This window comes from Pseudomonas sp. SED1 (assembly GCF_034044025.1).
Lineage (GTDB): Bacteria > Pseudomonadota > Gammaproteobacteria > Pseudomonadales > Pseudomonadaceae > Aquipseudomonas.
In genome coordinates, this window is record NZ_JAXCIS010000188.1 from 23,451 (window position 1) to 39,648 (window position 16,198).

Consider the following 16,198-nt stretch of genomic DNA (forward strand, 5'->3'; position numbering starts at 1 on the left):
TACTGCCCATTACAGGAACCGACTCTGATGCTCGCTGCCTTCAGACACTACCCGTTTTCGGTCAATCTGCTGCTGTCATCTGCGTTGTTCCTGACACTGGGGCGCGCCATTACCCTGCCGTATATGGTGATTTATCTGTCATCCAACTTCACGTTGGGCATCAGCGAGATCGGCCTGGTAGTGGGCGGTGCGATGCTCGTCGGCTCGTTGCTTAGCCTTTACGGCGGCTACCTGACTGACAAGATCTCCAGCTATCGATTGATCCTCAGCTTCACGGGGTTTTTCACCGTTGGCTTCGTCGGCATGTGCGTCACGTCCCACCTGTGGCTGTTTTTCCTGTTTCTGGTGTCGTTCAATTTTGCCTATTCAGTGATCGATATCGTGGTCAAGGCGGCGTTTGGCAAACTGCTGCCGGAAGCCGAACGCGGCAAAGTGTTTTCGGTGCGCTACACCCTGATCAACATTGGTTATGCGGTGGGGCCGTTCATTGGCGCCGGGCTCGCGCACATGGACATGAAACTGCCGTTCCTGGTGTCTGCGATCCTGGGCATGAGCTTCTTCCTGACCTACATGGTGTGGGGCGACAGGAGCCTCAGCTCCGCCGACCCGGCCAATGCCCCGGTGTCGTTCGTCGCGGTGGGGCGCATTCTGCTCAAGGACTATCGCCTGGTCTGCTTCACGGTTGGCGGCGCATTGAGCGCCGTGGCGTTCGGCCAGTTCACCGGCTACATCTCGCAATACCTGGTGACCACAAGCACACCGGAATTTACCTACCGGGTCGTCAGCTCGGTGGTGGCGGTTAACGCGACGGTGGTGATCTGCCTGCAGTACATCGTAGGCAAGCGCATTACCAATGAACATTTGAATCAATGGCTGACAGCGGGTTTCAGCCTGTTTCTGCTGGGTGTCGTCGGCTTTGCGTTGTCCACCACTGTGCTGCATTGGGCGTTGGCCGTGGCGATCTTCACCGTGGGCGAAATCATCGTCTTCCCGGCCGAGTACATGTTCATTGACCGCATCGCGCCGGACCACTTGCGCGGCATGTATTACGGCGCGCAAAACCTGTCCAGCCTCGGCGGTGCGCTGGGGCCGGTGTTGTGCGGCTTTGCCCTGGCAACGCAGTCGGCGCATTTCATGTTCTACATGCTCGCGGCGTTTATCGTGGCGGGCGGGTGCTTCTATCTGATGGGCGCCTCCTATTCCAAACGCCACGATACTGCACGCGGCGATCGCGGCCAATGAGTGCTTTACCTGCCCTCTAAAAACGGGGGCTATTTGACCTTAATGATGACCTTGCCCTTTGATCTTCCTTGCCCGACATAGCTCAAGGCGTCGGCTGTCGACTCGAAAGAAAACGTTCGGTCGATCACCGGTTTTATAACGTTGGACTCAATCAGCGCAGTTATCTTGTCCAGTTGGGCGCCGCTGGCACGCATAAATACAAACCCATAGCTAATGTTCTTTTTGCGCGCTCTCCTGCGGATACCGCTGCTCAACATACGCATAACGAGGCCGAGTACCCAGGGCAGCTTTTGCTCTTGAGCAAACTGTGGAGTCGGTGGCCCTGAGATGGATATCAGTTGCCACCCGGGCTTCAGAATGGTCAGCGACTTTTTCAGCTCATCAGCGCCCAGGCTATTGAGTACGACGTCATAATCCTGCAGAACCTTTTCAAAGTTTTGTTTCTTGTAGTCGATGACGACATCTGCTCCCAGTGCCTTGACCCAATCCACATTACTCGTGCTTGTGGTTGTCGCAACGAACGCACCCAGATGCTTGGCAAGCTGGATGGCCAAGGTGCCTACGCCACCGGAACCTGCGTGGATAAACACCTTTTGGCCCCGTTTCAGCTTGGCGGTTTCAACCAGCACTTGCCAGGCCGTCAGTGCAACCAGCGGGAGGGAGGCCGCTTCTTCCATGCTGATGTTTTTCGGTTTCAGCGCGAGCGCGCTTTCATCTACCGCAATCAGTTCGGCGAATGTGCCTATGCGCTCCTGAGGCGGGCGTGCGTAAACTTCGTCACCCGGTTTGAAGCGCCGCACCGAGGACCCTACGCTAAGGACCACTCCCGCCAGATCATTACCCAGGATCAACGGGAACGAATACGGCAGGATCAGTTTGAATTCGCCTGTACTGATCTTCGAGTCGAGCAGGTTGACGCTTGTGGCATGCACCTGAACAAGAACGTCAAAGGCACCCACTTCAGGGGTGGGTACCTCGCGGATACGCCCATTCTCTTTACCGTAACGGTCGATTGAAAATGCTTTCATGGCGATTCAATTTTCATGGCTTTGTAGCGCTCGGCGACCTCGGATTGCCGAATTTGCGACAGTAAGCCTTGGCGCGCAGCCTGCAGGGCATCCCAGCGGTCGGCATCCTGCAAGGGCGGAATAGTCACCGGCTCGCGACGATCAAAACCAACCAGCGCCGCATCGACTAGATCTCCAACGTCCATGACATCAGTCAGGGTATTGATGTCGATACCTGCCCGCTCCCAGATTTCAGTACGCGTAGCGGCTGGCAAGACGGCTTGCACGTAGACGCCTTTGGGCGTCAATTCCAGGCTCATACCTTGTGATAGAAACAGCACAAACGCCTTCGTAGCACCGTAGACCGTCATGCCGAACTCTGGTGCCAGGCCAACCACGGAACCTATGTTGATAATTGCGCCGTCCCCTGCGTGTGCCAGGCGTGGGGCGATGGCGCTGGCAAGCCGTACCAGTGCCGTCGTGTTGAGCGTCACCAACTGACCAACGCTGTCGGTGGACTGTTCGATAAAGTTGCCGGATTGCGCGGCGCCAGCGTTGTTCACCAGGATGCCAATGCTGGCGTCATCGCGCAGGCGTGTCTCGACGGTCGCCAAGTCGCTGCTTTGGGTCAGGTCAGCCTGAAGGACATCAATCGCGACATTGTGTTTTTCACGCAGTTTCGCTGCGAGCGCGTCCAGTCGGTTCTTGTCGCGGGCCACCAGCACGAGGTCGTGGCCACGTTGTGCGAAGCGCTCGGCATAGGTGGCGCCGATGCCCGTGGAGGCGCCTGTGATCAGAACGGCATTAGGGATGCTCATGGCTTTACTCTCTGCTGTGTGGGTGTCGATTGGCGATTCATGTGTAGTGCTGGAAAACGATGTTCAATGGTCACTCTGGTTACTTTCAGTAAGTGTCGGGTAGTCGATGTAGCCCGCTGCGCCGCCGCCATACAGAGTGGTTGGGTCGAATGCGGATAAAGCCGCATCGGTCTTGAAGCGCTCCACCAAATAGGCGTTGATCAATGACCGGATATTGCGCCGTGGCGGCTAAGGCATGCGGCAGTGGTTTTATGATGTCTGTCATAATCAAAGCTGTCAACAACTTTGATTATGATCGACATCAGAGTATAGTCAGGCCATTGTTCAAGAGGCCTGGAGGCGAGAAATGAAGATCACCAAGACACAGTCACTCGCCAACCGAGCGCACATTGTGGAAACGGCTTCAGAGCTTTTTCGCGAACGTGGTTACGACGGTGTGGGGGTGGCGGAGCTGATGGCCACTGCTGGTTTTACCCAGGGAGGGTTCTACAAACACTTCGGTTCCAAGGCGGATTTGATGGCCGAGGCAGCTGAAAAAAGCCTGGCGCAATCCGTAGCCAGCACCTGCGACCTTGATGTTGCCGGGTTCATAAATCTGTACGTGTCGCGAGATCACAGAGACGGCCGGAGCGCGGGATGCACCATGGCCGCGCTGTGTGGCGACGCTGCCCGCCAGTCAGATGAGTTAAAGGCGACCTTTGCCAGCGGAGTAGAAAGCACGCTGGCAGCACTCGAGGAAAAGTACCAGCCGCGTGAGGGTGCGACGAAGCAGGACGTTCGAGCAAAAATGATCGACCTGCTGGCGCATGCAATCGGTGCCGTCATGTTGTCGCGTGCGTGCCCGGATGACTCTCCTCTCGCGGATGAAATACTTGATGTTTGCCGTGCTGAGTTGGTGGCGTCATTGCCGTTGGCACAACAAAATGATCGCTAGGGTTCCAACCAGTCGGAATGAAGCTGCGGAAAACGCTCTTGCAGCCACTCAATGAAAACCTGAACCTGTGGCGCCAGATGCGTCCGGCTTGGGTACAGCAACGACACAGGGCGCGGGGCTGGCCGAAAGGGTTTTAGAATTTCCACCAAGCCGCGACTGTCCAGATGCTCGGCCACGGTGATCCCGGGCGCCTGGATTATTCCGAAGCCCGACACGCCGCACTGAACGTAGGCATTCGACTCGGTGACAGTGATGCCGGCGTTGCTCACAAACGTTCGATCCTGACCTTTTACCGAGAAATGCCAAGGCAATGTCCTGTTGCTCTGGCCGGACAAAAAGTTGACGCCTCGATGGGAGGCCAGATCGTCGAGGGTCTCGGGTACGCCATGCTCATGCAGATACTCGGGTGCGGCGCAGGTCACCATGGTCGCCATCGCGATGGGGCGAGCGATCAAGGTCGAATCCGGTAGGTCGCCGATACGCAGAGCGCAGTCGATGCCTTCGCCGATCAGGTCGACGGCTCGGTCGGTCACGCCCAGAACCATGCTGATACCCGGGTAGGCGTCGGTGAATTCCTTAAGGCCTTTGATGAATTCAATTTGCGCGAATGCGGTCGGGACATCGACGCGAAGTCGGCCTGTGAGCGTTGCGCCGGAGCGGTCGAACATTGAGGTCGCGGCAGAAATACCCGCCAAAATTTCCTGCACCCGCTCGTAGAACCTCTCGCCCTCGGCGGTGAGCGCCACCTTTCTTGTGGTGCGCTGGAACAGGCGCACGCCCAATGACGTTTCCAGCTCCTGGATATACCGAGTGACCTGGGGTCGCCCGATGTCCAGCGATTCGGCGGCTTTGGTAAAGCTGCCGAGTTCGGCAAGCCTGGCGAACAGTCGCATTGATTGAAGCAGTTCCATAACGCTTTCCTATGACCCCGCCTACTCACGAAGTTGAACTGATTGTTGCCCAAGAATAGAACAATCATGTCTTTTTTCACGCATTTATTGCCCACCGTCAAAAGCGAAAAATACCCCCAAGGCCGAACCGGTTCTGGTTCAAGGCCATGAAGTGAATGTGGAGATGCGCAATGAAAGCTTGGTTATTGAACGATTTCGGACTCGACAACCTGCACTTGGGAGAGGTGCCGACTCCGCAACCAAAGGCTGGCGAGTTGCTGGTCAAGGTCGGTGCCGTCTCGCTCAACTTTCGCGATAAGGCTATCGTCGACGGCATTTATGAACCGCATAGGGTGCCCAAGCCATTGATCCCGGTGAGCGATGCAGCCGGCACGGTGGTAGCGGTCGGTGAAAACGTCTCGCGGTTTAAAGTCGGTGATCGCGTCAACTCGCATCTTTACTCACGTTGGCTGGATGGCGAGCCGGGGCCGAACGAACCCGATTACTGCTTCGGTTCGCCGTTGCCTGGCGGTTTGGCCGAATACATGATCATCCATGAGGACAGCGCCGTCGGTGCACCCGACAACATGAGCGATGCAGAGGCGGCAACACTGCCTATTGCTGCACTCACGGCCTGGTATTCGCTGGTGGATTACGGACAAATCCAGCCGGGCCAGACCGTATTGGTTCAAGGCACTGGAGGTGTGTCGATATTTGCCGTGCAGATCGCTACGGCCCTTGGCGCGAAGGTCATCGCAACGTCGAGTAGCGACCAGAATCTGCAAGCCGTGAAGGCGCTGGGGGCTGTGGCGGGCATCAACTACAGAACGACGCCGAAATGGGCAGATGAAGTGCTGAAGCTGACCGACGGCAAGGGCGTGGATCTGCTGCTCGATGTGGCCGGTGGCAGCGGCATCAATCAATCGGTCGCCGCCACCAAGGCGTCGGGGCGTATTGCGCAGATCGGCTTTCTGACAGGGCAAACCGTTGAACTCAATCTGATGCCCCTCATTTTCCGCCAGACGACCCTTCGTGGTATTGCCGTGGCGCCGCGTTCATCATTCGACCGGATGAATGCGTTCCTCAACGAACACAAGATTCGTCCCGTGATCGATCAGGTATACCCGTTTGAGAAAGCACGAGAAGCTTACGAACATCTCGCGAAGGGCGCATTTGGAAAGGTTGTGATTAAAATCGCTTAACAACGAAAAGGCGCCCTTTGGCGTCTTTTTGCAGCTCGGCTGGGCCGGTAGGTCTGAAATGGCTAAGTCGATATCTTGGCTTGATTGCCATCGTTAGCCACTTGCGCCGTACATTAGCAGGTGTCTTTGCAGGTGCGTTGTGATTGATTTACCGCTACCTTCCCTGGAAATCGCGCAATAAGGACGACGCACATGGATGTTGGAATGGCTCATGCGATCGAGACCGCAGAAAGCGAGTATTTGTGTTCCCGCGTTGAGAGTTTGTCTCGGATAAGTGGAAACCCCTTTGGTGCTCGTGTGTTTTTCAACGAAGCGTTTCCATGCTTTCAAGTAAAGGCATCGCCCAGCCCGATGTTCAATCGCATCTACGGCGACAGCTCCAGCAAACCCCAGGCACTGTTGAGCCTGCTCAAGGAATCAGCAGAGTACTCGACCGTAACGCCCCTTATCGGCAAGGTCTCGACGCTGGAACCGCACGCTTTTGTGGGGGAGGGGCGACTGGAGCGCCTGAGGGGTTGGACGCACCTGCAACTCGCGTGCTCCATCGAGGACGTGGTCTTGAACCACCACGCATTCGAAATCGAAGAAGCCACCTCACACACGCTTCCTGAGTTCGCCGCCGTTCATGCCAGTGGCTTTCATACCAAGCCAGAGCATCGTCAGATGAGCCAGGCTTCGTTTGCAGGACTGATGTCAAATGATCGTCTGAAAATCTACGTCCTTAAAGCTGATGGACAGGTGGTTGCAGGCGCGTTGATGTACCTGGCCAGCAACGGAGTTGCCTACCTTGGGACGGCAGCCACCCGAAAAGATGCACGAGGGTTGGGTTACCACGGAGCCCTGATATCTCACCGCATAGAGCAAGCAAAGAAGCACGGCAGTCTTGTGATCGCCGCAACTGCGCTTCCCGGCTCGCAAAGTCGCCGTAATTTGCATCGTACAGGGCTAACGGCATCTCACGCTCAGGCGCTGTATCGTTTGGTGGGTAGTTGAGGTATGTCGGTGTGAGCGGCTGTTATTGATCGATAGCTGTCTGCCGCGACGGGCAGCAACCGGCCAATAGCAGAAACTCGGCTTCGGCCGTTTTCGACCCAATGCAGCCAGTTGTCATCCGAGGCTGAAGTCGATCAGTTATCGCCTGTCGGAGAGGACAGGAGCGGCGTCTAAAATAGCAAAATAAAGTTGGATGATTGGCGGCAAACGGCGCATTTAAATTAAATTAATGCGCCGTTTTTGAGACCTTGGAAGACCTGATTTTTTCTTGTGACGATTTGTTAGGGAGAGTTAGGGGCGGCCGGTTGCATTTCCATTTCCACCCGCCAAAAGTGGTCCTTCGAGCTATGCCAGCATGTGAAGCATCTCCATGAACATCGGACCTGATAGATCACGTATCTCTCCGTCGTCAGCAACCAAGCAACCTGCGGCGCCAGCGAATGACTGTTGGTCATGCGCTGGGATGTCCAAGCTGCAAATGATCCTGTAGCGAAACAGCCAACCGCAGGCGACGCGACCGCACAGTTCTACCGTTTGATGATAGCCATCAACGGACAGGGGCCGGGCACCGTGGGCCTGCGCAAGGCTATATGCTGTACTGCCGGTAGATTCGCGTTGGGAAGATTCGTTGTTCATACGCACTGGAAACGGCTGGAATAGCAGTCGATTATCTACTCGTTTGGTTTGAATGTCTGCGCGCCCGCTCTGGGTCGATTATGGCCCTCGCGACAGTCAGAGATCGGCCAACGCGGCGTTCGATCCACTACCTTCCAGCCGAAAAGCGAAAACATCCCGATCTGTGAAAGTTAGTCTCCAAGGGTACGCATTATTTCCTCGACCACCGGCTTCGTGTATTTCTCACTGGGGTCAGTTCCCGGTGGGTCGTTACTACGGAACCATTCACCTTGATCGAATGCCTGGTAAAGCAACAAAGCGGGCTGAGGCATGTCGTTAGTCATTCCTACTTCAACCACAGTATTTATGATCCCGTTCATAACGCCGTTGCAAAACTCATAGAGCAGAGATCCTTGTATGTAGCCTTCCGCAACCACAACGGACATCTCGTTCAGCACATCATGCGGTGCAACGCCGAACCTTTCGCAAATGGGGACTAGATCACTCAGCGTTAAACCGTCTGCTTCCGCTTTCACCGACAGTTCCTTGAGTTCGATCTTCGGTAACACCATGAGCATGGGCTTCTTCCGGTTAGGTGCGAAAGGGGGTCGTTCATGAGCGGCAGCAACCGGTCAATCGGTCAGTCGACTGATCAGGTTGAGACGGCACAGAAGCGGACATAACATCAGGCAGATAAATAACGCCCGACTCTCGCTTCCAGTAGCGTGATCAACGCTGGTGCCATGTATTCGTAATCGTCAGAAATATTCAGGCAGATGATACGTTTATTCGCCAACTCCGAGGTGAAACGAGCAGTGAGTTTCTTTCGATGGTTTTGCTCCATCACAAAAATGAGATCGGCCCACTCGAGAAGCTCCTGGCTTACCAGCACATCCGCATCGTTATTAACACCAGCCGATGCTGTCTCAACACCCGACCAATCAGCAAAAAGTTGCTCGGCGGTCGGACTACGTAAGCGATTTTTGCCGCAGATGAACAACACATTCAAAGTGGTTTAACTCCAAACTTTTCCGGCGATCCGAAACTCAGGTTCGGACACATACTGACAGCTTAGCTTGTGGGAACCATAGAAATGCGTCCGCTCCGGGCAATCGAGAAAAGCCCCTCGCGAGCGGCTGCTATGGGTCGAAGGCGGTGGTTCATGAGCGGTAGCTGTCGGCCAAAACTGGTCGTTGGCGGTGACCTGAATTGGCAGATCCACGCAGGCACTCTGGACTGAGAACTTAATGCACGGATAGAACGGACTATTTCGACAGGCACTGTCAGGTGTTATCCGCTACGTAGTAAAGAATGTACCCGGAATACACGAGAGAACCGGCCGCCACTTCTGCTTTGAAGCACTCTGTGATTGCATCCTCATCAGCAAAACCGTAATCCGACAACTTGTCGCCGGCAAAACTAGCAAGTCGCCATGCGTCGAAGCCATCGATTTCACCACGATCCCCAAAGTCAAAGTCTACTGTACCTGTGGGGAGGCTTACCGCGCAGCCATAGCCGTGCTTGAAGTAACGAACTCCGCCTTCCAGCTCTCCACGCTGAGGAATGTCGGTTACCACCCAATCCGTATTGGTCGGGGGTCGTGGGATACCAGACCGCTGCATCATGTCCACCGCGGCGGCAATGCTTGCTTGATAGTCACTGATCAACATGGCGAGTTGGTTATTCATACAGTCTCACATTATAAATAAGCAGCACTGAGGCTAGAGATTGAAGAGGGTAGCATTCGAAGCAACTTCTCCAGCAGGCGGCAAGAAGCGGCATTGCCGTCGGCTACAACTGCGTTTAGCACCTTCAGCCCAAGTGTGTCGTAGGCGTAATCCATAACCCGTTGCAGCGATTCAAAACCGTAGCCCTTCCCCTGATGCCCGCTGAGAAACAAGTAGCCGACTTCTGCCGTCGCTTCTTCATCGGGCACACGCTTCAATCCCGTGACCCCAACGGCACAACGATCCTGGCTCAAGCGGTTAAACAAATCGGGTATCTTTAGCCGCCTCAGCCGCCAGTCTGCCTCAGGCTCAGCGCATGATCGATAGTTTAGGGAAAAATGGAATGACACTCAGGGTGATGGTGGTCGGTGGCTACGGCAATTTCGGCAGCATCGTTTGCCGGCATTTGGTGGTGGCGCCGGGCATTGAACTGGTGATCTCCGGCCGCGACCCGCACAAGTTGCAGCGCAAAGTGGATGAGCTGAAAAGCCAGTCGGGCACCGTCTGCGAAGGCTGGTGCGGCGATGCCATGGGCGCCGGGTTCGCGTCCGTGTTGCGGTCGATGAACATCCAGCTGGTGATCCATACCGGCGGGCCGTTTCAGGGGCAATCCTATGCGGTCGCCCAGAGTTGCATCGACGCGGGCGTGAACTACTGTGACCTGTCCGACTGCCGCACCTTCGTCAATGGCGTGAGCGTGCTGGATGCACAAGCCCGGCAGGCAGGCGTGGCGATCCTCAGTGGTTGCAGCTCCGTGCCGACACTGTCGTCGGCCATTATCGATCAGTACCGTTACCGCTTCACCCGCATCGACGCGATCGAGCACGGCATTTCCTCTTCGGCCAAGATGCCGGGCTTGTCCACCGTCGAAGGCGTGCTGGCTTATGCGGGCAAACCGATCAAGCAACTCCGGCATGGCCAGGTGCATGAAGTGCTGGGCTGGCAGGACCTGACGCTGCGCAAGATGCCTGAGCTCGGCACGCGGGTGTTGGCCAATGTGGACGTGCCCGACATGGACATCTTCGCCAGTCGCTATGGTGCCCACACTTTGAGCTTCAAGGCTGGCGCGGGGCTCAAGCTTGGTGGTGTCGCCAACTACCTGCTGGCCCAGGCGCTGCGCACGGGAATCGTCCGAAACCATGTCGCCTGGGCCGCACGCCTGCATCGGCTGGGCACCTGGTTCGAGCGCTTTGGCGATGGCAAAAGCGCGATGTACATCGACGTGCAAGGCCTCGGCACTGAAGGGCAACCGCTGTCCCTGGCGGTGCAACTGACGGCCCTGAATGACAAGGGCCCGGAAATCCCCAGCTGCGCCGCCGTTGCCCTGGCCCTCAAAATCGCCCAAGGCTACGTGCCCGAACCCGGTGCGCGGCCGTGCGTTGGCGAAATCACCGTCGACGAATACATGGCCGCCATCAACGACCCGGCGAACCTCAGCCTGGCCGTGCAGTTCTCTGACGGGCAGGGCTGACCCATGCTCTATCTGGGCCTGAAGTACATTCACATCATCGCGGCGATTTTCCTGTTCGGCTTCGGCATGGGCTCCTACCTGTACCTGATCGCCGCAAGCCGTACGGCCAACCCGCAAGTGATCGCCCAGGTGGCGCGGATGGTGGTGCAGTTTGATACCTGGATTACCACGCCGGCGGGCTTTATCCAGATCATCACCGGCTTTCTGCTGATCAAGCTGGCCGGGCTGCCGCTGACCACCGAATGGGTGCTGACGTCGCTGATCATCTTCCTGTGCGTGGGGGCGCTTTGGCTGCCGGTGCTGGTGCTGCAGAAGCGGTTGCAGCAGATGGCGCTCAGTGCGGTCGAGACGGGCAGGGCGCTGGATGATGGATACCGCAGCGTTTACCGAAAATGGTTCTGGATGGGCGTTTTCGGGTTTTCGGGGATGTTTGTGATCGTGCTGATCATGGTGACGAAGATGACGCCGTGGCAGTTGATTGGGCTGTGTTGCTGATAAAAGGAACTGCCAATGAGTGAAACCGAAATCCAATCCACCTCACCGGATGATCGCTACCGGGTCGAGGTGACGCCCTGGGAGGCGCGGAATACGCAGTGGGTGTGTTCACCGCAGATTGTGGATACATGGCAGGGGAGCTGTGTTTTTCAGTTTGAGGACGCTCGTTGGTCGGCGGATCAGTCGGTGTGGCTAAACCCAACCACAGTGGAGCTCAAGTTGCGCAAGTTCCCGGGAGATAAAACAGGGCGGGGCGTGTGTGTGGTGATTGATTGTGCAGGGCTTGTTGCACGCTTGGGCGATGGCAGCGTGGTTGAGTTATCAGTGCTGGAAGCTGCGCTTGATGCCATTGAGCTGAAATAAAGGCCCGTTCAGGGCTTGGTATTCCAAGCCACTGCACACAACGCCAACCCCGCCACATTCAGCGACACCGGATTAAACGCCTCCCTGAGCATCGCCGGGCTGAACACCGCCACGTCCACCAGCAGCCCCGCCAGCGCAGCCGCAGCCACTGCAATCGGCCAGGCGCTGCGTGGTGAAAGCAGTATCCATACCGCCAGGACAATTTCCCCAACCCCCGCCAGCGTGGCGAACACCTGCACTTGCTCGATCCCGTGAGCCTGGATCATCGTCCGCTCGCCCTGGCTCAACCACAGCAGCTTCGGCACCAGCCCATGGTAGGCAAACATGAACGCCAGGCCGCCTCGGGCGATCCAGTTGATGCGCACAAAGGTATTCATGGCTGTTCTTTCAAAAAGCGCTGCTCATGATCCGGATCGGGCAACAGGCAAGTGTCGTATTTCCCGAAAAGCCGATAGCGATTGCGTGCGATGCGATCGTAAGCCCAATCCCGAAGAAAGCGCGGGATGGCGCGCAGGAGCAGCAATGGGCGCCAGCGGGCAGGCAGTTGCGCAATGATTTCGAACACCGCTTCCGAACGCGTCCAATAGTGCCGGTCGCGGATCACTGCGATGGTGTCGAACTGATCCAGCGGCAACTCCGCCCAGGCCAATAGCGCCTGACCTTCGGGCGACTGAACGGCCGCCAACCGCACACGCCGGTCATGGTCGTGGCGGATCAGGAACCTTGCCCAGCCGTTGCACAGCTTGCACACACCGTCGAACAGCACCACGGTTTCGCCGGGCTTGAGGAGTGGTGCGGGAGTAGGGCGGGTGTGGGAGGCGGGCATGTGTGTGGGTCCAGTCGGGCCGGGTTAGCCTGGATCATACTCGCGTTCGGCACGGCTCAGTGCAGCCCGCAGCCCCGTCGATGCGCTGGTCAACGGAGCAGGGCCCGCCGTTACCAGCGACGCGGCGCCGCTCATGGACGCTTGCCCCAGCGCCACGATCGACGCGCCATCCATATAGGCACGGTCAGCAGCCTTGGCGACGGTCGCCAGATAACCAGGCAGGTCACCAGCCTTGAACATCGCCCATGCGCCCGGAACCAACTGCACCTCCACCGACGCACCGGCGTGTTGTGCCGCTTGGAGAAACAGGCGAGAAGTCGGTTCGATTGTGGTTTCGATGGCGCACAACACCGTAACCTTCCCGCCGGCATGAACCGCCGCGAAGGCCAGCGCTTCATCGGCGCGCAAAATCGGCACTTGGGTGTGAGCCCCGGCGAGTTCAACCACCGGGCCCAGGGTCGAACAGGTGAGCACCACTGCATCGCAGTGCCGGGCCAGTGCAACAAGCTCCAGTTGCGTTTGCTCGGTTATATCAGCGGTCAGCTGGCCCGCGCGTTCGACCGCTGCCAGCAGATCTGCCCGGACTGCATGGTGCAATACCTGTGACCCAATCCCCAGCGCTGCTGCTGCGGCGTCAAACACTGCAATGTTGCTCTCGGCGGTATGAAGGCAGGTAATCCGCATCGCTCAGGTCTCCGGCACTTTTGAACACCCGCCGACTTTAACGCGACAACACCGGCGCTGCGCCTTTTTCCTCCGCGCCCACATCATGCAGCGAAATCCGTGACGTCTCCGGCAATGCCAACCCGCCCGCCAACGCCAGCAACGCCACCGCAATCAGATAAAATGCCGGCGACAAATTGCTGCCCGTGGTGCTGATCAACCACGTCGCCATCAACGGCGCCGTACCCCCAAAGATCGTATAAGCCATGTTGTAAGTAATCGCCGAAGCGGTATACCGCGTGCGCGTCGGAAAGGTCTCCGACAGCAACGCCGCCGTCACCACTCCACACAATACCGCGCCCACCGCCAGCAACATCACCCCGACGATAGACGCCGCGAACGAGCCGGAACTGGCCATCAGGAGCGACGGGTACACCACCACCATCAACAACACACACGCCGTCATCACCGTGACCCGACGCCCCACCCGGTCCGAATACAACCCCGCCAGCGGGCAAATTGCCGCCGCGAAGATCAGTGCAATCAGCGACACCAGCAACGCCATCGCACGACTCAGCCCACCTGCCACCTGCAGATAGGTCGCGAAGTAGGTGGTGAACATATAAAACGACAGCGCCGTGAGCGACACAAAAGCGCCCAGGCAGCAGATCGCCGCACCATGGTTGCGCAAGGTTTCCTTGAGCGGGGAGTGGGCGACCGCGTGTTCCTGCTTCACCGCCTGGAACGCCGGGGTCTCATCCAGCTTCCAGCGCAGGTAAAGGCCTACCAGCCCAAGCGGCGCGGCGATCAGGAACGGCAGGCGCCAGCCCCAACTGCCCATCGCCTCGGCGGACAACGACGCTTCAAGTGCGTAGGCCACCACCGCTGCGGCGGCGAACGCGGAAAAGGTCGACACCGGCACAAAGCTGCCATACCAGGCGCGCTTGTCACTCGGCGCGTGCTCCATCAGATAGGCACAGGCCCCGGCATATTCTCCCCCGGCGGAGAAGCCCTGGGCGCAGCGGATCAGCGACAACAGAATAGGCGCCGCTACGCCGATGGCGGCGTAGGTGGGCAGCAGGCCGATCAGCGTGGTGGCGCCGGCCATCAGCAAGATCGTCATGGCCAGCGTGCGTTTGCGGCCGATCCGGTCGCCGAGCATGCCGAAGAAAATCCCGCCCAGTGGCCGAAACGCGAAGGCCACGGCAAATACCGCGAAGGTCTTGAGCAGCGCCGCGCTGGCGTCGCCGCTGGGGAAGAATTGTTGGGCGATGGTGGTGGCGAGGAAGCCGTAGACCGCGAAGTCGAACCACTCGACGAAGTTACCGATGCCGGCGGCGATGATCACTCTTCGCAGGGTTTGCGGGCTGACCTGTTCGGTGGATGGGCTCGTCATGGGGGAAGGCCTCGGCGGTGGTAGGGGGGTGCTTGATTATCGGGGTCGGCCGTTGGGCGGCGGGGCTCAAAAGAGTCGTCCGCGTAGTCAGTAGCGACTTGATGGGGTAGGGCAGAGGCAGGAATTGGGCCAATACATGTGGCCCGCACGGTGAAATGATTTGAATCCAGCGCGCGCCTTGTAGAGAATCCCCGCCTTTGGCTCGAAAGGATGCGTGCGATGAAGTTCGATGGGACTTTCCAATACCTGGGCAATCACGGGATCGTTTTCAACGTCTCGCAGATCACCCTCACCGACAGCGATCGCGGACGCCTGAGCGAGCTGCATTTTGGCGAAGCGAAAAGCGCCCACTATGAGGTCAACCGTAAGGTCGTCGAGGTGTACGACAAGATGTTGGCCAAGAACCTGCCGTGCCAGATGATGATCGGCATCTCCAAGCCGCTGACCCGGCAACAGGGCGATACCCTCAATGCTCAGCGCACCAAGATCGCTAACCTTGCCGCCACCGCCTTCGGCTCTGCCGCCACTGTGGCCTCCCCCTACGCGGTTGCTCCTGTAGGGGTCGGTGTGCGGATGTACGTGAATGAAATCTTGCCCACCTATCATGCAGGCGACGTATTGGTCAGCATCGAGGCGCAGGTCAATGGCGGTATCGGTCCGCAGCGCACCGTTTCCACACTGATCATCAAGACCTGACTGGAGAAACACATGTCCGAAATTATCCAGCTGGTTATTGCCCTGGTGCTGTTTTTTCTGCTCGACCGGTTTCTGAAGGCGTATCTGCTTCGCAAGTGGCTAGGGGGGCTGCTGGTGGTGGTAGGGGCGGTGGGCTGCGTTGTGGCGAGCCAGACGCAGTTCTTAGGGCTGGATCTGGGGCTGATGTCGATCTTTGCCGTTCCGCTGGGATTGGGTTTGTTCAAGAGGCGTCGACGGTTCGAGCCGATTGGCTGACGAGAGGCAAGCATTTCCGCTGATTGGCGCTCGTTCAACCTTGGTATTACTCAACCCGGCCCCATAACTAGGGCTGTATCCATCCAGGGGAAGAACACGCCATGAGCAACCAAACTGAAACCGCCATCCTCGCCGGCGGCTGCTTCTGGGGCATGCAAGACCTGTTGCGACGCTACCCCGGCGTGCTGCAAACGCGCGTCGGCTACACCGGCGGCGATGTGCCGAACGCCACCTACCGCAACCACGGTAACCACGCCGAAGCCATCGAGATTGTTTTCGACCCGGCGGTGATCACCTACCGGCAGATCCTCGAGTTCTTTTTCCAGATCCACGACCCCAGCACGCCTAACCGCCAGGGCAACGACCTGGGCCCCGGCTACCGTTCGGCAATTTACTACCTGAGCGAACAGCAACGCGACGTGGCGGAAGACACCGCAGCGGATGTGGATGCCTCGGGGTTGTGGCCAGGCCGTGTCGTGACGGAAATCGAACCGGCGGGGCCGTTCTGGGAAGCGGAGCCGGAGCATCAGGATTACCTGGAGCGGATTCCGAATGGCTACACCTGCCACTTCATCCGCCCGAACTGGAAACTGCCGAAACGCGGT

General features: G+C 57.9%; 21 protein-coding genes and 1 pseudogene. 10 read left to right on the forward strand and 12 right to left on the reverse strand.

Annotated elements, in window-relative coordinates; genetic code table 11:
- The first annotated feature begins 27 nt into the window (after positions 1 to 27).
- Complete coding sequence (locus SNL23_RS24305; RefSeq protein WP_318303840.1) at positions 28 to 1,242, forward strand: MFS transporter; 1,215 nt, start codon at positions 28 to 30, stop codon at positions 1,240 to 1,242.
- Between the two features lie 29 nt (positions 1,243 to 1,271).
- On the opposite strand, the gene SNL23_RS24310 is transcribed toward SNL23_RS24305, so the two are convergent.
- From SNL23_RS24310 to SNL23_RS24320, 3 genes and pseudogenes are all read right to left on the reverse strand, one after another.
- The gene (locus SNL23_RS24310; protein WP_318303841.1) at positions 1,272 to 2,270 is read right to left on the reverse strand and encodes an NADP-dependent oxidoreductase; all 999 of its coding nucleotides are present in this window, start codon (positions 2,268 to 2,270) and stop codon (positions 1,272 to 1,274) included.
- Positions 2,267 to 3,067: an SDR family NAD(P)-dependent oxidoreductase gene (locus tag SNL23_RS24315; protein WP_318303843.1), complete on the reverse strand. Its 801-nt coding sequence runs from the start codon at positions 3,065 to 3,067 to the stop codon at positions 2,267 to 2,269. Before SNL23_RS24315 ends, SNL23_RS24310 begins: the two co-directional genes overlap by 4 nt.
- Positions 3,068 to 3,130: 63 nt before the next feature.
- A pseudogene (locus SNL23_RS24320) lies at positions 3,131 to 3,265 on the reverse strand (alkene reductase); the annotation flags it as partial.
- A gap of 148 nt (positions 3,266 to 3,413) precedes the next feature.
- On the opposite strand from SNL23_RS24320, the gene SNL23_RS24325 reads away from it, so the two are divergent.
- A complete protein-coding gene (locus SNL23_RS24325; protein ID WP_076016122.1) occupies positions 3,414 to 4,001 on the forward strand; it encodes a TetR/AcrR family transcriptional regulator in 588 nt (195 codons plus the stop codon).
- Here the strand turns inward: SNL23_RS24325 and SNL23_RS24330 are convergent.
- Entirely contained in the window at positions 3,998 to 4,912 is a 915-nt protein-coding gene (locus SNL23_RS24330) for a LysR family transcriptional regulator (RefSeq protein ID WP_318303845.1), read from the reverse strand. The two genes, SNL23_RS24325 and SNL23_RS24330, sit on opposite strands and share 4 nt — an antisense overlap.
- A gap of 170 nt (positions 4,913 to 5,082) precedes the next feature.
- On the opposite strand from SNL23_RS24330, the gene SNL23_RS24335 reads away from it, so the two are divergent.
- Together SNL23_RS24335 and SNL23_RS24340 are read left to right on the forward strand one after the other, a co-directional pair.
- Complete coding sequence (locus tag SNL23_RS24335; protein WP_076016120.1) at positions 5,083 to 6,093, forward strand: zinc-dependent alcohol dehydrogenase family protein; 1,011 nt, start codon at positions 5,083 to 5,085, stop codon at positions 6,091 to 6,093.
- A 192-nt stretch (positions 6,094 to 6,285) separates the two neighbouring features.
- Positions 6,286 to 7,086 carry a GNAT family N-acetyltransferase gene (locus SNL23_RS24340; RefSeq protein WP_318303846.1) on the forward strand — a complete coding sequence of 267 codons (801 nt, stop codon included), beginning with the start codon at positions 6,286 to 6,288 and terminating at the stop codon, positions 7,084 to 7,086.
- Positions 7,087 to 7,892: 806 nt separating this feature from the next.
- Here the strand turns inward: SNL23_RS24340 and SNL23_RS24345 are convergent.
- From SNL23_RS24345 to SNL23_RS24360, 4 genes are all read right to left on the reverse strand, one after another.
- Positions 7,893 to 8,279 (reverse strand): hypothetical protein, encoded by a 387-nt coding sequence (locus SNL23_RS24345; protein WP_318303847.1) that lies wholly within the window; start codon positions 8,277 to 8,279, stop codon positions 7,893 to 7,895.
- A 107-nt stretch (positions 8,280 to 8,386) separates the two neighbouring features.
- Complete coding sequence (locus SNL23_RS24350; protein WP_076016117.1) at positions 8,387 to 8,710, reverse strand: low molecular weight protein tyrosine phosphatase family protein; 324 nt, start codon at positions 8,708 to 8,710, stop codon at positions 8,387 to 8,389.
- A gap of 274 nt (positions 8,711 to 8,984) precedes the next feature.
- The gene (locus SNL23_RS24355) at positions 8,985 to 9,389 is read right to left on the reverse strand and encodes a DUF6896 domain-containing protein (RefSeq protein WP_318303848.1); all 405 of its coding nucleotides are present in this window, start codon (positions 9,387 to 9,389) and stop codon (positions 8,985 to 8,987) included.
- Between the two features lie 11 nt (positions 9,390 to 9,400).
- On the reverse strand, positions 9,401 to 9,778 hold the full coding sequence (locus SNL23_RS24360; RefSeq protein ID WP_318303850.1) for a GNAT family N-acetyltransferase: 378 nt from the start codon (positions 9,776 to 9,778) through the stop codon (positions 9,401 to 9,403).
- Between SNL23_RS24360 and SNL23_RS24365 the strand changes: the two genes are divergently transcribed.
- From SNL23_RS24365 to SNL23_RS24375, 3 genes are read left to right on the forward strand one after another with little or no spacing between them, the layout of a single operon-like run.
- Positions 9,772 to 10,899 carry a saccharopine dehydrogenase family protein gene (locus SNL23_RS24365; protein WP_318303851.1) on the forward strand — a complete coding sequence of 376 codons (1,128 nt, stop codon included), beginning with the start codon at positions 9,772 to 9,774 and terminating at the stop codon, positions 10,897 to 10,899. The two genes, SNL23_RS24360 and SNL23_RS24365, sit on opposite strands and share 7 nt — an antisense overlap.
- A 3-nt stretch (positions 10,900 to 10,902) precedes the next feature.
- Complete coding sequence (locus SNL23_RS24370) at positions 10,903 to 11,394, forward strand: DUF2269 domain-containing protein (protein ID WP_318303852.1); 492 nt, start codon at positions 10,903 to 10,905, stop codon at positions 11,392 to 11,394.
- A 15-nt stretch (positions 11,395 to 11,409) separates the two neighbouring features.
- Positions 11,410 to 11,757 (forward strand): hypothetical protein, encoded by a 348-nt coding sequence (locus SNL23_RS24375; protein WP_076016113.1) that lies wholly within the window; start codon positions 11,410 to 11,412, stop codon positions 11,755 to 11,757.
- 8 nt (positions 11,758 to 11,765) lie between these two features.
- Here SNL23_RS24375 and SNL23_RS24380 read toward each other — a convergent pair whose 3' ends face one another.
- Genes SNL23_RS24380 through SNL23_RS24395 form a run of 4 tightly spaced genes read right to left on the reverse strand, consistent with a single transcriptional unit; the run spans position 11,766 to position 14,642 of the window.
- On the reverse strand, positions 11,766 to 12,134 hold the full coding sequence (locus SNL23_RS24380; protein WP_318303853.1) for a DoxX-like family protein: 369 nt from the start codon (positions 12,132 to 12,134) through the stop codon (positions 11,766 to 11,768).
- Positions 12,131 to 12,583: a thiol-disulfide oxidoreductase DCC family protein gene (locus SNL23_RS24385; RefSeq protein WP_318303854.1), complete on the reverse strand. Its 453-nt coding sequence runs from the start codon at positions 12,581 to 12,583 to the stop codon at positions 12,131 to 12,133. Before SNL23_RS24385 ends, SNL23_RS24380 begins: the two co-directional genes overlap by 4 nt.
- 24 nt (positions 12,584 to 12,607) lie before the next feature.
- On the reverse strand, positions 12,608 to 13,267 hold the full coding sequence (locus tag SNL23_RS24390) for an aspartate/glutamate racemase family protein (RefSeq protein WP_318303856.1): 660 nt from the start codon (positions 13,265 to 13,267) through the stop codon (positions 12,608 to 12,610).
- Positions 13,268 to 13,304: 37 nt separating this feature from the next.
- Positions 13,305 to 14,642 carry an MFS transporter gene (locus SNL23_RS24395; RefSeq protein ID WP_318303857.1) on the reverse strand — a complete coding sequence of 446 codons (1,338 nt, stop codon included), beginning with the start codon at positions 14,640 to 14,642 and terminating at the stop codon, positions 13,305 to 13,307.
- 219 nt (positions 14,643 to 14,861) lie between these two features.
- Here SNL23_RS24395 and SNL23_RS24400 point away from each other — a divergent pair, with 219 nt between their 5' ends.
- From SNL23_RS24400 to msrA, 3 genes are all read left to right on the forward strand, one after another.
- Positions 14,862 to 15,338 carry a hypothetical protein gene (locus SNL23_RS24400; protein ID WP_318303858.1) on the forward strand — a complete coding sequence of 159 codons (477 nt, stop codon included), beginning with the start codon at positions 14,862 to 14,864 and terminating at the stop codon, positions 15,336 to 15,338.
- A 12-nt stretch (positions 15,339 to 15,350) separates the two neighbouring features.
- Positions 15,351 to 15,593 carry a hypothetical protein gene (locus tag SNL23_RS24405; protein ID WP_076016108.1) on the forward strand — a complete coding sequence of 81 codons (243 nt, stop codon included), beginning with the start codon at positions 15,351 to 15,353 and terminating at the stop codon, positions 15,591 to 15,593.
- 101 nt (positions 15,594 to 15,694) lie between these two features.
- Positions 15,695 to 16,198 (forward strand): peptide-methionine (S)-S-oxide reductase MsrA (msrA, locus tag SNL23_RS24410; RefSeq protein WP_076016107.1); only part of this gene is annotated, 504 nt, incomplete at its 3' end.

Coding starts and splice junctions, on each gene's coding strand:
- SNL23_RS24305 (WP_318303840.1), top strand. CDS start 28: ATGCTCGCTGCCTTCAGACACTACCCGTTTTCGGTCAATCTGCTGCTG.
- SNL23_RS24310 (WP_318303841.1), bottom strand. CDS start 2,270: ATGAAAGCATTTTCAATCGACCGTTACGGTAAAGAGAATGGGCGTATC.
- SNL23_RS24315 (WP_318303843.1), bottom strand. CDS start 3,067: ATGAGCATCCCTAATGCCGTTCTGATCACAGGCGCCTCCACGGGCATC.
- SNL23_RS24325 (WP_076016122.1), top strand. CDS start 3,414: ATGAAGATCACCAAGACACAGTCACTCGCCAACCGAGCGCACATTGTG.
- SNL23_RS24330 (WP_318303845.1), bottom strand. CDS start 4,912: ATGGAACTGCTTCAATCAATGCGACTGTTCGCCAGGCTTGCCGAACTC.
- SNL23_RS24335 (WP_076016120.1), top strand. CDS start 5,083: ATGAAAGCTTGGTTATTGAACGATTTCGGACTCGACAACCTGCACTTG.
- SNL23_RS24340 (WP_318303846.1), top strand. CDS start 6,286: ATGGATGTTGGAATGGCTCATGCGATCGAGACCGCAGAAAGCGAGTAT.
- SNL23_RS24345 (WP_318303847.1), bottom strand. CDS start 8,279: ATGCTCATGGTGTTACCGAAGATCGAACTCAAGGAACTGTCGGTGAAA.
- SNL23_RS24355 (WP_318303848.1), bottom strand. CDS start 9,389: ATGAATAACCAACTCGCCATGTTGATCAGTGACTATCAAGCAAGCATT.
- SNL23_RS24365 (WP_318303851.1), top strand. CDS start 9,772: ATGACACTCAGGGTGATGGTGGTCGGTGGCTACGGCAATTTCGGCAGC.
- SNL23_RS24370 (WP_318303852.1), top strand. CDS start 10,903: ATGCTCTATCTGGGCCTGAAGTACATTCACATCATCGCGGCGATTTTC.
- SNL23_RS24375 (WP_076016113.1), top strand. CDS start 11,410: ATGAGTGAAACCGAAATCCAATCCACCTCACCGGATGATCGCTACCGG.
- SNL23_RS24380 (WP_318303853.1), bottom strand. CDS start 12,134: ATGAATACCTTTGTGCGCATCAACTGGATCGCCCGAGGCGGCCTGGCG.
- SNL23_RS24385 (WP_318303854.1), bottom strand. CDS start 12,583: ATGCCCGCCTCCCACACCCGCCCTACTCCCGCACCACTCCTCAAGCCC.
- SNL23_RS24390 (WP_318303856.1), bottom strand. CDS start 13,267: ATGCGGATTACCTGCCTTCATACCGCCGAGAGCAACATTGCAGTGTTT.
- SNL23_RS24395 (WP_318303857.1), bottom strand. CDS start 14,642: ATGACGAGCCCATCCACCGAACAGGTCAGCCCGCAAACCCTGCGAAGA.
- SNL23_RS24400 (WP_318303858.1), top strand. CDS start 14,862: ATGAAGTTCGATGGGACTTTCCAATACCTGGGCAATCACGGGATCGTT.
- SNL23_RS24405 (WP_076016108.1), top strand. CDS start 15,351: ATGTCCGAAATTATCCAGCTGGTTATTGCCCTGGTGCTGTTTTTTCTG.